A 13,096-nucleotide genomic window follows, 5' to 3' on the forward strand; every position below is an offset into this window, starting at 1 on the left:
ATCTTTCGTGACTCCGCAGCCTTCCACGGCGCGGCCCCGTTGGCAACCATCAGCCGATTTCTGCTCACCGTGCGCAGGGAAGGCGTGGTCAGAGGGGGGCCGCGGAGGGTGCTCCGGTGAGTTGATCAACGGATCTCGAAGGCGTCGTAGCCGCCGCGCGGTGTGTCCCAGATCTCGGTGATTCCCTCGACTTTCCCGGGCGTGTCGCCATCCCGGAGCCATTCGAGCAGCTGTTCGCATTCCGCACGCGGGCCCTCCGCCACCACCTGCACCCGCCCGTCGGCGAGGTTGGACGCAAAGCCGACGAGGCCCCCGATGCGCAACGCGTTGGCCCGGGTGTACCAGCGGAAGCCGACGCCCTGGACCCGGCCGCGGACCCACACGGTGAGGCGGACTCTTTCGTTCATATGCGCACGCTAACCCCCCGTCCGAGCAGCCGCTAAACCATCGAATTGCCCAGTGGGCAGGCGCGTTGGGGCCCGAATGGCGTACAGTCCCGGCTCAACAGGACTCACCCACACGAGTGATACATGGCTCGCGCACACGAGTGACACATTTCGAGCGACTTTTGACGCCGAGCACACAAGGAAGGCAGGAGATGGGCCGCCATCGACGATCTGCCCCCGGTACCCCGGCGCAGGTGGCCGCCGCAGGCCGCCACCGGGGACCGCACCGGAGCCCCCTCGCTCCGGTCCGGACCGGACTGTTGGGCGTGTCCGCCGCTGTCGCGGTCGGCGCCGTGGCGATGGCCTCCGGACTCGGTCCGAACGGCTACGAACTGGGCGGGGGCAATGACTCCGCCGGACAGGTCCAGGCGGGCGGTGGTCCCTCGGACACCGGCCTGGAGACACAGGGCTCGCAGTCCGCGGCCCCCACCGATCGCAGCACGGTGCCGCCCAGCCGTGGTGACGACCGGCCTCACGCACCCTCCACAACTCCCTCCAAGACCCCCTCCACGCCCTCTCAGACGCCCTCCACCACCCCGCCGGAGCAGCCGGCGCCCTCCCAGCCCGCCGGGAACGACCGGCCCGGCGGAAACGGCAAGGGCAAGGGAAGCGACAACAGCAACGGCAAGGGCGGCGCGAACGGCGGCGGGCACGGCAAGCCGTCACAGAAGCCTTCGACGGAGCCGACCGCGCCCGAACCCCCGGCGGAGTCGGCCGGCCCCGAGACCGCCTCGGAGGCCGAAGTCCTCACCCTCGTCAACAAAGAGCGCAAGAAGGTCGGCTGCGACCCCGTGACGGCCGACTCCAAACTCGCCCAGCTGGCCGAGGACTTCAGCGAGGACATGTCCCTGCGCCAGTTCTTCGACCACATCAACCCGGACGGCGACAGCCCCTGGGAGCGCGCCGAGGGCGCGGGCATCCTGGACCTGGGCGGGGAGAACATCGCCCGCGGCCAGTCGGACGCACAGTCCGTGATGGACTCCTGGATGAACAGCTCCGGTCACCGCGCCAACATCCTCAACTGCTCGTTCAAGCGACTGGGCGTCGGTGCGCACTTCGGCGACGGCGGCCCCTGGTGGACCCAGGACTTCGGCTACTGAGCCGCTGAGCGGAAGCCCCGTACGGGGCTCCGCATCCGGCCATGTGTGAAAGCCCGGGGCGTACGAAAGCGCCCCGGGCTTTCACATGCCCCTACGAGCAGCACACTCACCAGCCGAAAGCGCGACCCTGGAGTCAGCGCTGAGTGCGCGTATGGTGTGGGTATGGACAGTGAACGCACTGGCGGGGCGTCCACCACGGTGGACGCGGAGAACCTGGCCTTCGACGTGTTCGCCCGCGCCTGCCCCTCACGCGGCACGCTGGAGCATGTCACCGGCAAATGGGGCGGCCTCATCCTGGGCGCGCTCCACGACAGCACCTTCCGCTTCAACGAGCTGCGGCGGCGGGTCGACGGCGTCAGCGAGAAGATGCTGTCCCAGACGCTGCACGCGCTGGAGCGCGACGGTCTGGTGCACCGAGAGGCGCAGCCGACCAACCCGCCCCGGGTGGACTACCGGCTGACCCCGCTGGGCAGCGCGGTCGCCGAGCGGCTGCTGGCCCTGATCCATCTGGTCGAGGACCGGATGCCCGAGGTGCTCACGGCCCAGGAGCGCTACGACACCACGCGCGTCGGGAGCGGCGAGGCGGCGGCCGCGCGGGACGCCGGACGGCCCGTGGTGGCCGGGCGCGGCGGGCGCTGACAGCGCGGGCAGAAGTAGCTGGAGCGGTTCATCCACGGGCGGCGGCGCATCGCGGTGCCGCAGCGGCGGCAGGGCTCGTCCTCCCGGCCGTAGGCGTCCAGGGAGCGCTCGAAATACCCCGACTCGCCGTTCACGTTCACATAGAGGCTGTCGAAGCTGGTGCCGCCGACGGCCAGCGCGGCGGTCATCACCTCGCGCACATGGTCGAGGAGTTCGGCGGCGCGCGGCCGGGTGAGGGTGGCCGTGGGCCGGTCGTAGTGCAGCCGGGCGCGCCACAGCGCCTCGTCGGCATAGATGTTGCCGACACCGCTGATCAGCGACTGGTCCAGCAGCGCGCGCTTGATCGTGGTGCGGCGGCGGCGCAGCGCGGTGTGGAAGGCGGCCTCGTCGAAGGCGGGGTCCAGCGGGTCGCGGGCGATGTGCGCGATGACGTCCGGCAGCCCCTCCAGGTCGCCGGGGACGGTGTCGTGCAGCGAGAGCCCGCCGAAGGTGCGCTGGTCGACGAAGCGCAGCTCGGTGCCCGCGTCGTCGGCGAAGCGGACCCGGATGCGCAGATGCTTCTCGTCGGGAGCCTCGGCCGGCTGGACCAGCAGCTGCCCGCTCATCCCGAGATGGGCCAGGACGGACTCGGCGGCCGCGTCGTCGTCGAACGGCAGCCACAGATACTTGCCGCGGCGGCGGACGGTCCCGGCGCGGCGGCCCCTGAGGCGGGCCGCGAAGTCCTCCGCGCCGCCGAGGTGGCGGCGGACCGCGCGGGGGTGCAGCACCTGGACCTCGGCGACCGTACGGCCGCTGACCCAGCGCTCCAGTCCGCGGCGGACCACCTCGACCTCGGGCAGCTCGGGCAACGGGGGCCTCCTCAAGCCTTCGAGCCCTCACCGCCCCCGGGCGGAACGGCCCGGGCGGGCCGTCCGCCGCGGGGGCGGTGAGGGGCGTTACGGACGTGATGGACGGTGCGGGTCGGGGAAGGCCGATCAGCGTGCCGGGGAGGCCGTGTCGGCGGCGGCTCCGCCGTCCGCCGCCGTGCCCGCGGTTCCGGCGTCGGCCGCCTTGGCCTTCGCCTGGGCCTCGTCGGCAGCCGCGCGGATGGCGCGCCAGGCGGCCTCGGCCGCCTGCTGCTCGGCTTCCTTCTTGCTGCGGCCGGTGCCGGTGCCGTACGCGACACCACCGACGCGGGCAGCAGCCGTGAAGGTCTTCTCGTGGTCGGGACCGGTCTCGGAGACCAGGTACTCCGGAACTCCGAGGCCCTCGGTGGCGGTCAGCTCCTGGAGGCTGGTCTTCCAGTCCAGGCCGGCGCCGAGGTTCGAGGACTTCTCGATCAGCGGGTCGAAGAGCCGGTGGACCAGCTCCGCGGCGGCGTCGAGCCCCCGGTCGAGATAGACCGCGCCGATCACCGCTTCAAGAGTGTCGGCGAGGATGGAAGCCTTGTCCCTGCCACCGGTGCCCTCTTCACCCCGGCCGAGCCGGATGAAAGCACCGAGGTCGAGGCCGCGACCCACTTCCGCGAGCGCGCGCGAGTTCACCACCGCGGCCCGCAGCTTGGCCAGCTGGCCCTCGGGCAGGTCGGGGTGGATGCGGTACAGCGTGTCGGTGACCACCAGGCCGAGCACCGAATCCCCGAGGAATTCCAGCCGCTCGTTGGTGGGCAGCCCGCCGTTCTCGTACGCGAAGGAGCGATGGGTCAGCGCACGCACCAGAAGGGCGGACTCGAGCTGGTACCCGAGCCGCCCTTCCAGGATCGTGTGAGACGAGGCCGTGTCCGCCTGGGCCGCTTCACCGCGCTTGCGCGGGGGCGTGGTGGCGTCTGACATAGAGCCTGTCACCCGCCGATCAGACCTCGAGGACCTGGCGGCGGTTGTAGGTGCCGCAGCTCGGGCACGCGATGTGCTGCTGCTTCGGCTCGTGGCAGCGCTCGCACGCCACCAGGTTGGGGACCGCAGCCTTCCACTGCGACCGGCGGTGGCGCGTGTTGCTGCGCGACATCTTCCGCTTCGGAACAGCCACGGCTACTTCTCCTGTGAGTCATCCCCGCGCTCGCGGGGTGCGTTTTCCTTCTCGCCGTCCCTCATGGTCTCGGCGAGTCCCTGCAGTGCCGCCCAACGGATGTCGGCGGACTCGTGGTGGTGGCCGGGGTCGTCCGCGAGCCGGGCGCCGCAATCGGCGCACAGACCCGGGCAGTCGTCCCGGCACACCGGCTGCAGCGGCAGTGCGAGCACCACCGCGTCACGCAGCACGGGCTCGAGGTCGAACAGGTCGGCCTCGAGGAAGAGCATGTCCTCCTCCTCGGCGTCGTCGCCGGTATCCGCTTCGCGGCTCCGGTCGTCGGCGTCGGGGTAGGAGTACATCTCCTGGAAGTCCACTTCGAGCTCTCGCTCCAGCGACTCCAGACACCTTACGCACTCCCCCGTGAGCGGCGCACGGGCGGTGCCTGTGACAAGCACCCCTTCCATGACCGACTCCAGGCGGAGGTCCAGCTCGATCGTCGTGCCCTCCCGCACCCCGATGACCTCGATACCGAGGCCCTTGGGCGCCACCACGGAGCGGGAGACCCTTTTGAGCGCACCAGGACGACGGCCCAGCTCGCGCGTGTCGAACACGAGAGGGGCACGGTGGTCGAGGCGGGCGTTCAGGGCTTCCTGCTTTCTACGCTGCGGCGGGCCACCCGATCCACTACGAAACGGGCAGCCGAGATCGCGGACGTACGCGCGACCGAAGAGCCAGGATACTGGACGGGCCGCCGTAGACCCAATCCGCCCGGTGGGGAAGGGACTCTCGCGCCCGAAGGGGCGCGGGGAACTGCGCGACCAGCCACGACGGCGCCGCAGTCGGCCGACGACGCATCGCGGCACTTCCCGCAGAGCGCTCAGCGTCCCTGCTCGTACTGGCGGAGCTGATCGAGGTCGATCATGCTCGTGTCGAACAGGCTGGTCTCGTCGAGCGCGGCACCCGGCTGCTGCTGATGCTGATGGTGCTGGGGCAGCTGCTGAGGCTGCTGCTGGGGCTGCTGGGGCACATAGGCCGCGTTCGGATCGTAGCCCTGGGCCTGGGCCTGCTGCTGCCAGCCATAGGCGTCCTGCTGATAGCCGCCCTGCGCGGCGTACGGGTCCTGCTGTACGTACGCCTGCTGGTAGCCGTACGCGTCCTGCTGCTGATAGCTCGCGGTGGCGGCGTAGTACGCGGCGTCGGCGGCCGCCTGGTCGGGCAAGGCGACGGGCTGGACGAGGTCCGCCTGGGACTGGGCCAGGTCCGCCAGATAGTCGTCGTCGGTGGTCCGCAGAGCCATGCCGGCCTCGTCCTGGGCCGCCATATGGGCGCCGAGCTCATCGGCGGGCCGGGCCCCCAGCAGCTTCTGGCGGCCCCGGCCGACCGCCTCCAGGGTCTTGGCGAGGACCGCCGAGACGGCCCCCAGCTTGGTGTCCACGTACTCGTCCGCGCGGTGCCGCAGGGTGGCAGGGTCGGCGCTGCGCTCCGGACCCTCGTCGGGCTGCCCGAGGCCGTCCTCGGCGCCGGGGGCGCGGCCGAGCAGCTTCTCCCGGCCGCGGTCGACCGAGCCGATGGTCTTGGTGAGCACGACCTCGAAGTTGGCCAGCTTGCTGTCCACGTAGTCGTCGGCCTCGACGCGGATCTCCTCGGCCTCCCGGCGGGCCTCGGTGAGGATCCGGTCGGCCTCCTCCTGGGACTTCCGCACCATCTCCGTGTCCGAGATCAGCGAGGCGCCCTGGGCATGCGCGGACTCGATGATCCGCCCGGCCTCCTCGCGGGCCTCCGCCACCATCTGGTCCCGGCCGCCGATCAGCTCCTGGGCGTGGGCCAGGGAGTCCGGGAGTGCCGCGCGCACCTCTTCGAGCATGGCGAGCAGCTCGGCGCGGTTGATCACGCACGAGGCCGACATGGGCATGGACCGGGCGCCGCCGACGGTACCGACGATCTCGTCGAGCTTCTTCTGCACGTCCACTGTGGGTGCTCGCAGACTGTCTGGATGCGGATGGGTACGGGACACGAACGGCACGACTGTACGGCCAGCGGGCGCCTCCCGGACAGCCGCTGACGCCCCGTCAGCCGCTACTTCCGGCCGAGCCGCTCGGCGAGCGCCTCCAGGACCAACGGGGGCACCAGGTGGGACACGTCGCCGCCCCAGGCCGCGACCTCCTTGACCAGGCTGGAGGAGAGGAAGCTGTAGGTGGGGTTGGTGGGCACGAACAGCGTCTCCACTCCGGAGAGGCCGTTGTTCATCTGGGCCATCTGCAACTCGTAGTCGAAGTCGCTGACGGCCCGCAGACCCTTGACGATCGCGGGGATGTCCCGCTGCTTGCAGAAGTCCACCAGGAGGCCGTGGAACGCCTCCACCTTGACGTTTCCGTACTCCTCCGTGGTCTGGCGGAGGAGATCGATCCGCTCGTCCACCGTGAACAGGCCCTGCTTCGACTTGTTGATCATCACGGCGACGTGCACGACGTCATAGAGCTTGGAGGCACGGGCGATGATGTCGAGGTGTCCATTGGTGACGGGGTCGAACGACCCCGGACAGACTGCGCGGCGCAACGGGAGTTCCTCGCTCTCGGGTCCGGTCATGACGCGTTCTCGCACGTCGAGGCGGCGCGACCGTACCAAAGCGTGCCCTCGCCGTAGCGACGGGCCCTGAGCCCCTCGAATCCGGCAGGCCACACGAACTCCCCACCTCGTGTGCTCCGCTCAACGGTGGCCAGCGCACCGGGCGCGAGCCAGCCCTTCCCCAGGAGTGTGAGGAGTATCTCCCGGAGTTGGCCGTCGGTGACCGCGTAGGGCGGATCCAGGAAAACGACGTCGTACGGGCCGGTGTCGGGGGCCTGTCCGGTGATGGTCTGTTCGGCCTTGCCGGTGCGCAGCTCCGCGCCGGGCAGACCGAGGGTGCGGACGTTCTGGCGGATCGTGCGGGCCGCCCGCGGGTCGGACTCGACCAGCAGCGTGTGGGCGGCGCCGCGGGACAGCGCCTCCAGGCCGACCGCGCCCGAGCCGCCGTACAGGTCCAGGACGCGGGCCCCGTCCAGCGAGCCGAGCAGCGACTCCCAGGTGGAGAACAGGCCCTCGCGCGCCCGGTCCGAGGTGGGTCGGGTGCCGTTTCCCGGCGGCACGGCCAGGCGGCGGCCGCCGGCCGCTCCGGCGATCACGCGGGTCATGGGTGGGGGCCGTCCTTCGCGGTGGTCGGGGCAGCGGCGCCGGGTGCCCGTCCGGGCGGGGCCGCCGCACCTCCACGATATGGCGTACGGGGACCGGCGGTGGCCGGGTGCGCTCCTTTCGCGGGGCTCAGCCCTTGTCGAGGAACTCCGCGCGCTCCTTGTCCAGCAGGGCGTCCAGCGCGGTGCGCAACTGCGGGTATCCGGCCAGCTCCGGGTCGGCGGCGACGATCGCGGCCGCCTCCTCCCGGGCCGCCGCGATGACCTCCTCGTCGTCGATGACGGCGAGCACCCGCAGCGAGGAGCGGACCCCGGACTGGGCCTGGCCGAGCACATCGCCCTCCCGGCGCTGCTCGAGGTCGATCCGGGACAGCTCGAAGCCGTCGAGCGTGGCCGCGACCGCGCCCAGCCGCGACCGGGCGGGGCTGCCCTCGGGCATGTCGGTCACCAGCAGACACAGCCCGGCGGCCGAGCCCCGGCCGACACGGCCGCGCAGCTGGTGCAGCTGGGAGACGCCGAACCGGTCGGCGTCCATGATCACCATGGCGGTGGCGTTGGGGACGTTCACACCGACCTCGATGACGGTCGTGGCGACCAGGACGTCCACCTCGCCCGCGGCGAAGCGGCGCATCACCTCGTCCTTGGCCTCGGGCTGCATCCGCCCGTGCAGCACCTCCACCCGCAGATCACTCAGCGGGCCCTTCACGAGCTGCTCGGCGATGTCGACGACGGCCAGCGGCGGGCGCTTCTCGGCCTCGTCCTCGGGGCTCTTCTCCTTCGCCGCCTTGGACTCGTCCTCCTCGTCCCCGATCCGCGGGCACACCACATAGCCCTGGTGGCCGGCGGCCACCTCCTCGCGCACCCGCTCCCAGGCGCGGGCCAGGAAGTGGGGCTTGTCCTTCGCGGGCACCACATGGGAGGCGATCGGGGAACGGCCCGAGGGCAGCTGGTCCAGGACGGAGGTCTCCAGGTCGCCGAAGACGGTCATGGCCACGGTGCGCGGGATCGGGGTGGCCGTCATCACCAGCAGATGCGGGGGCTGCTTGCCCTTGGAGCGCAGGGCGTCGCGCTGCTCGACCCCGAAGCGGTGCTGCTCGTCCACGACCACCAGCCCCAGATCGTGGAACTGGACCTTGTCCTCGATCAGGGCATGGGTGCCGATCACGATCCCGGCCTCGCCGGTGACCAGGTCCAGCAGCGCCTGACGGCGGGCCGCGGCGCCCATGGAGCCGGTGAGCAGCACCACCTTGGTGCCCCGCTCGGCCCCGCCGAGCAGACCTCCCTCGGCCAGCTCGCCCATCATCTCGGTGATGGAGCGGTGGTGCTGCTGGGCGAGCACCTCGGTGGGCGCGAGCATCGCCGCCTGTCCCCCGGCGTCCACGACGCCGAGCATCGCGCGCAGCGCGACCATGGTCTTGCCCGAGCCGACCTCGCCCTGGAGCAGCCGGTGCATGGGGTGGTCGGTGGCGAGGTCGGCGAAGATCTCCTCGCTGACCTGGCGCTGGCCCTCGGTGAGGGTGAACGGCAGCCGGGCGTCGAAGGCGGTCAGCAGCCCGTCCGGGGCGGGCTTGCGGGGCGCCGCGGGCAGCTGGGCGTCGGCCCGCCGCCGCCGGGCGAGCGCCACCTGAAGGACGAATGCCTCGTCCCACTTCAGCCGGTCCCGGGCGGTGGCGATATCGGCCTTGGTGCCCGGCCGGTGGATCTTGCGCAGCGCCTCGGGGAGCGTGGCCAGCCCACGGCCCTCGCGCAGGCTCTCGGGCAGCGGGTCGATCAGCCCGGCCAGCGCGGACTCCTCATGGCCGGCCGGGCCGAGCACGGTGTCGACGGCCTGCTGGATCTGCCAGGACTCCATCTGCTTGCACGCCGGGTACAGCGGCAGCAGCTGATTGGCGAACGCCTCCACGGCCTCCGTGCCGCTCCCCGCGCCCAGCGCCTTGAACTCGGGGTGGGCCAGCTGCCGCTTGCGGTTGAAGACCGAGACCTTCCCGGCGAACATCGCGCGGGTGCCGGGCTGGAGCTCCGTACGCGGCTTGTGGACGCCCTTGCCGAAGAAGACCAGCTGGAGACGGCCGCTGCCGTCGGTGATGGTGACCTCCAGCCGCCGGCCCCGGCCGCCGTTGAACGTGTGCACCCGGGCGTCGGCGACCTGCGCCACCACGGTCACATGCTCCTCCAGGGGCAGGTCGGACAGCCGGGTCAGCTCACCGCGCTCCGCGTACCGCCGCGGGTAGTGGTGCAGCAGGTCGCCGACGGTGTGCAGGTCGAGATGGTCGGCCATCACCTTCGCGGTGTTGCCGCCCAGGACCTTCTTCAGGGGTTCATCCAGCACGGGCACCCGTCCATTGCACACCACGGGGGTGACAATCGGGGATGACGAGCGGGGTGATTCCACCGGGGTGGTTCAGCGGGGGCCGCTCCGCGCGGCCGGGCTCATTCGATGCCTATGATCAGCGGCGCGGTGGGCTGACCGCCGCGGTAGACGACCGTGTCGACGGCGAAGTGCCCCTCCCGCACATGCCGCTCCAGCCGCTCGGCGACCTCGTCCGGAAGGTCCGCGCCGAGTACCAGCGTGACCATCTCACCGCCCGACGCCAGCATCCGGTCCAGCACCGTCTCGGCGGTCGCGGCCAGCTCCGAGCCGATCACCGCCACATCGCCGTCGATCATGCCCAGGACGTCCCCGGCCTGGCACACCCCGGCCATGGTCCAGGACTGGCGCTCGGCGACGGCCAGTTCCGCGTACCGGGTGGCGCCCGCGGCCGAGGTCATGGCGACCACGTCCTCGTCGAAACTGCGGCCGGGTTCATGGACGGCGAGCGCGGCGATGCCCTGGACGGCGGAGCGGGTGGGGATCACCGCGGCCCGTACGCCCTCGGCGCGGGCCTGGGCCGCGGCCGCGGCCGCCATGTGGTGCAGCTCGGTGTCGTTCGGCAGCAGCACGACCTCCCGGGCGTGGGCCCGGCGGACCGCGTCCACCAGCTCACCACTGGCGGGCGGCTCCCCGGGGCGGGTGGCGACCGCGGTCGCGCCCGCCTCGGCGCACAGCGCGGCCAGCCCGTCACCGGGGACGACGGCGACCACGGCACGGGGCGCGCGCTCGGTGCGCGGGCCGCCCGTGGGGCCCTGGGCGCCGGACTGATCCGGCAGGACGATGGCCTGGCCCGGCCGGTCCGGACCGTCCGAGCCCGCCTTACCGACGGCGGCGCCGTCGAAGTGGCTGATCCGGATGCGGTACGGGCGCCCGGCCTGGATGCCCGCCTCCACGGCCGCCCCCGCGTCGTCCACATGGACGTGGACATTCCACAGGCCGTCACCGCCGACGACCACCAGGGAGTCACCGAGGGCGTCCAGCCGCTCCCTCAGGGCGGTCACGGCCGAGTCGTCGGCCTCCAGGAGATAGATCACCTCGAAGGCGGGCCCGCCGTCCGGGGCCCCGTCGGTGGAGCAGCCCGCCAGGTCCTGCCCGCCCGTCCCGGCGGCTGCGAGGGCGTCATGGCCGGGGCGGGCCGGTGCGAGCGCCGCGGGGGCCTCGCCCGACAGGGCCTGGGCGAGCCCGCCCAGGACCGTCACCAGGCCGTAGCCGCCCGCGTCGACCACCCCCGCACGGGCGAGGACGTCGAGCTGGCCGGGGGTGGCCTGGAGCGCCGCACGGGCGCCCTCGTACGCGGCGCGGGCCACCGTGGCGACGCCGCCCGTGGCGCCCTCCGCGCTCTCCGCGGCGGCCACGGCGACCGTAAGGACGGTGCCTTCGACGGGGTGCGCGACGGCCAGGTAGGCGAGGTCGACCGCGCGCCGCAGCGCCCGCCGCAGCCCGTCCGCCTCGCCCGCGCCCGGGTTCCCGTCCGGCGTGCCGTCGGCCAGGACGTCCGCCATACCGCGCAGCAGCTGCGCCAGGATCGTGCCGGAGTTGCCCCGCGCGCCGATCAGCGCGCCATGGGCCATGGCGCGCACCACATCGGCGAGGGTGGGGCGGGACACCGCGGCCGAGGTCGCGTGGCCGTCGAAGGCGGCGTCGACGGCCCGGGCGGCGGACTCGACGGTCAGATACAGATTGGTGCCGGTGTCCCCGTCCGCGACCGGATAGACGTTGATCGCGTCGATGTCCGCACGGGCCCGGCCCAGCGCGTCGAGGGCGAGCCCGCACCAGGTCCGTACCGCATCGGCATCGAGCGTGTGCGGCACGAAAGGTCCTCCTCGGAGGCTGCTGGGGCGGGGTGGGCATCGCGTCATCGCAGGGTAGCCGCCGCCCTCGGCGGGTGCCGGGGCAGCCATGATAGTTTCGTTGTACGGGAGTGGCCGTTGTATGCTGCTCCGGTTGCCCGATGCGAATCGGGCCATTCCCCCCAGGCGCCGCCGATCCTCCACGATCCAGGCAACGTCCGGGGCATCCGTTCAGTGTCCTGTCTCCTCGCGGGAAGCGAGGGCGACCCGTCTTTGGAGTAACCCGTGGCTGCCAACTGCGACGTCTGCGGCAAGGGGCCGGGCTTCGGCAACAACATCTCGCACTCGCACCGCCGCACCCGCCGTCGTTGGAACCCCAACATCCAGACGGTGCGCGCTGTGGTCGGTCGTACCCCGAAGCGGCTCAACGTCTGCACCTCGTGCATCAAGGCCGGCAAGGTTTCGCGCTAGTCGTCTAGTCGCATGGCCTCCCCGCGCAAGCGGGAACCGGTACGCCCAGGCCGGTCCACCATTGGTGTGGACCGGCCCCTTGTTTTGGGGCTCGGTTCGCCTCCGGGGCGCAAAAGTCGCTGTCGACGGTCGACGTGCTCGGTCGCTCGTTCCTCGCTCCCTGCGCGCGACTCCCTTACGACAGCGACGCGCCCCTTCGGCTCACTCGCCGGAAGAACCAAGCACCCCTCAGCCAGTCCCCTCCCGCAGCCACCCGTGGTCGACCGGGCCGATGCCCGTGCCCAGGGGGAAGCCCGCCGCGATGGCGCCCGTGACGTAGTCCTTGGCCGCCGTGACGGCCTCGGGGACCTCGTATCCGCCCGCCAGATACGTGGCGATGGCCGCGGCCAGGGTGCACCCCGTGCCGTGCGTATGGCGGTTGTCGTGGCGCGGCGCCCGCAGCCAGTGCTCCTCGGTGCCGTCGGTGAGCAGATCCACCGCGTCGCCGCCGGGCAGATGGCCACCCTTGATCAGCGCCCACCGCGGGCCGTGGCCGAGCACCGCCCCGGCCGCCCGCCGCTGGTCGTCCTCCGACTCCACGCGGACGCCGGTGAGCTGGGCCACCTCGTCCAGGTTGGGCGTGGCGACGGTCGCGGTCGGCAGCAGCTTCGTGCGGACGGCGTCGAGCGCCTCGGCGGCCAGCAGCGGGTCACCGTGCTTGGAGACGCCGACCGGATCGACGACCACCGGCGCGGTGAGGTCCGCGAGCAGCGCGGCGACGGTCTCGACCAGTTCGGCGGTCGCCAGCATGCCGGTCTTGACCGCCTGGACGCCGATGTCGTCGGCCACGCTGCGGAACTGGGCCCGTACGGCCTCGGCGGGCAGTTCCCAGGCGCCCTGGACGCCCAGGGAGTTCTGCGCCGTCACCGCTGTGATCACGCTCATGCCGTGGGCGCCCAGGGCCAGCATGGTCTTCAGGTCGGCCTGGATGCCCGCACCGCCGCCGGAGTCCGATCCGGCGACGGTGAGGACGCGCACGGGCGCCGAGCCGTCATGGGCGGGACGGGGGACGCGGGGAGGTAGAGCCATGGCACCGAATCTACTCGGCGCCCCCGGCACCCCCGGACGTCCCCCAGGCCGCCCTTAC

Annotated in this window: 13 protein-coding genes and 1 pseudogene; 3 read left to right on the forward strand and 11 right to left on the reverse strand. The window is 72.2% G+C overall.

Features of this window, described 5'->3' with window-relative positions:
- Positions 1–125 precede the first annotated feature (125 nt).
- Positions 126–407: an acylphosphatase gene (locus JK364_RS12990; RefSeq protein WP_201850889.1), complete on the reverse strand. Its 282-nt coding sequence runs from the start codon at positions 405–407 to the stop codon at positions 126–128.
- 191 nt (positions 408–598) lie between these two features.
- On the opposite strand from JK364_RS12990, the gene JK364_RS12995 reads away from it, so the two are divergent.
- Together JK364_RS12995 and JK364_RS13000 are read left to right on the forward strand one after the other, a co-directional pair.
- A complete protein-coding gene (locus JK364_RS12995) occupies positions 599–1,546 on the forward strand; it encodes a CAP domain-containing protein (protein WP_201850891.1) in 948 nt (315 codons plus the stop codon).
- Positions 1,547–1,708: 162 nt separating this feature from the next.
- A complete protein-coding gene (locus JK364_RS13000) occupies positions 1,709–2,185 on the forward strand; it encodes a winged helix-turn-helix transcriptional regulator (protein ID WP_201850893.1) in 477 nt (158 codons plus the stop codon).
- On the opposite strand, the gene mutM is transcribed toward JK364_RS13000, so the two are convergent.
- The 9 genes from mutM to JK364_RS13045 all read right to left on the reverse strand — a co-directional run bounded on the left by mutM (position 2,098) and on the right by JK364_RS13045 (position 11,568).
- Positions 2,098–3,033 carry a bifunctional DNA-formamidopyrimidine glycosylase/DNA-(apurinic or apyrimidinic site) lyase gene (mutM, locus tag JK364_RS13005; protein WP_201850895.1) on the reverse strand — a complete coding sequence of 312 codons (936 nt, stop codon included), beginning with the start codon at positions 3,031–3,033 and terminating at the stop codon, positions 2,098–2,100. The genes JK364_RS13000 and mutM overlap by 88 nt on opposite strands.
- Before the next feature lie 126 nt (positions 3,034–3,159).
- Positions 3,160–3,996 carry a ribonuclease III gene (gene rnc, locus JK364_RS13010; protein ID WP_201850897.1) on the reverse strand — a complete coding sequence of 279 codons (837 nt, stop codon included), beginning with the start codon at positions 3,994–3,996 and terminating at the stop codon, positions 3,160–3,162.
- Positions 3,997–4,015: 19 nt separating this feature from the next.
- Complete coding sequence (rpmF, locus tag JK364_RS13015) at positions 4,016–4,189, reverse strand: 50S ribosomal protein L32 (protein ID WP_037948573.1); 174 nt, start codon at positions 4,187–4,189, stop codon at positions 4,016–4,018.
- A 2-nt stretch (positions 4,190–4,191) separates the two neighbouring features.
- Positions 4,192–4,782 (reverse strand): YceD family protein, encoded by a 591-nt coding sequence (locus JK364_RS13020; RefSeq protein WP_201850898.1) that lies wholly within the window; start codon positions 4,780–4,782, stop codon positions 4,192–4,194.
- 266 nt (positions 4,783–5,048) lie between these two features.
- A complete protein-coding gene (locus JK364_RS13025) occupies positions 5,049–6,140 on the reverse strand; it encodes a F0F1 ATP synthase subunit B family protein (protein ID WP_201850900.1) in 1,092 nt (363 codons plus the stop codon).
- 107 nt (positions 6,141–6,247) lie between these two features.
- Complete coding sequence (gene coaD, locus JK364_RS13030; protein WP_198277455.1) at positions 6,248–6,757, reverse strand: pantetheine-phosphate adenylyltransferase; 510 nt, start codon at positions 6,755–6,757, stop codon at positions 6,248–6,250.
- On the reverse strand, positions 6,754–7,341 hold the full coding sequence (rsmD, locus tag JK364_RS13035; protein WP_191069095.1) for a 16S rRNA (guanine(966)-N(2))-methyltransferase RsmD: 588 nt from the start codon (positions 7,339–7,341) through the stop codon (positions 6,754–6,756). The genes coaD and rsmD overlap by 4 nt, the downstream gene beginning before the upstream one ends.
- 127 nt (positions 7,342–7,468) lie before the next feature.
- Positions 7,469–9,616, reverse strand: a complete 2,148-nt coding sequence (gene recG, locus JK364_RS13040) for an ATP-dependent DNA helicase RecG (protein ID WP_230991914.1) — start codon at positions 9,614–9,616, stop codon at positions 7,469–7,471.
- Between the two features lie 152 nt (positions 9,617–9,768).
- Entirely contained in the window at positions 9,769–11,568 is a 1,800-nt protein-coding gene (locus tag JK364_RS13045) for a DAK2 domain-containing protein (protein ID WP_230991915.1), read from the reverse strand.
- Between the two features lie 216 nt (positions 11,569–11,784).
- On the opposite strand from JK364_RS13045, the pseudogene rpmB reads away from it, so the two are divergent.
- Positions 11,785–11,895: pseudogene (gene rpmB, locus JK364_RS58475) on the forward strand (50S ribosomal protein L28); the annotation flags it as partial.
- A 303-nt stretch (positions 11,896–12,198) separates the two neighbouring features.
- On the opposite strand, the gene thiD reads toward rpmB, so the two are convergent.
- The gene (gene thiD / locus JK364_RS13055) at positions 12,199–13,038 is read right to left on the reverse strand and encodes a bifunctional hydroxymethylpyrimidine kinase/phosphomethylpyrimidine kinase (protein ID WP_201850906.1); all 840 of its coding nucleotides are present in this window, start codon (positions 13,036–13,038) and stop codon (positions 12,199–12,201) included.
- Positions 13,039–13,096 lie beyond the last annotated feature (58 nt).

This window comes from Streptomyces endocoffeicus (assembly GCF_016741935.1).
In the GTDB taxonomy this organism is placed as follows: domain Bacteria; phylum Actinomycetota; class Actinomycetes; order Streptomycetales; family Streptomycetaceae; genus Streptomyces; species Streptomyces endocoffeicus.

Bases quoted from the DNA above. Each gene is read 5' to 3' on its own strand.
- JK364_RS12990 (WP_201850889.1), bottom strand. From the start codon at position 407: ATGAACGAAAGAGTCCGCCTCACCGTGTGGGTCCGCGGCCGGGTCCAG.
- JK364_RS12995 (WP_201850891.1), top strand. From the start codon at position 599: ATGGGCCGCCATCGACGATCTGCCCCCGGTACCCCGGCGCAGGTGGCC.
- JK364_RS13000 (WP_201850893.1), top strand. From the start codon at position 1,709: ATGGACAGTGAACGCACTGGCGGGGCGTCCACCACGGTGGACGCGGAG.
- rnc (WP_201850897.1), bottom strand. From the start codon at position 3,996: ATGTCAGACGCCACCACGCCCCCGCGCAAGCGCGGTGAAGCGGCCCAG.
- coaD (WP_198277455.1), bottom strand. From the start codon at position 6,757: ATGACCGGACCCGAGAGCGAGGAACTCCCGTTGCGCCGCGCAGTCTGT.
- rsmD (WP_191069095.1), bottom strand. From the start codon at position 7,341: ATGACCCGCGTGATCGCCGGAGCGGCCGGCGGCCGCCGCCTGGCCGTG.
- recG (WP_230991914.1), bottom strand. From the start codon at position 9,616: ATGGCCGACCATCTCGACCTGCACACCGTCGGCGACCTGCTGCACCAC.
- JK364_RS13045 (WP_230991915.1), bottom strand. From the start codon at position 11,568: ATGACGCGATGCCCACCCCGCCCCAGCAGCCTCCGAGGAGGACCTTTC.
- thiD (WP_201850906.1), bottom strand. From the start codon at position 13,038: ATGGCTCTACCTCCCCGCGTCCCCCGTCCCGCCCATGACGGCTCGGCG.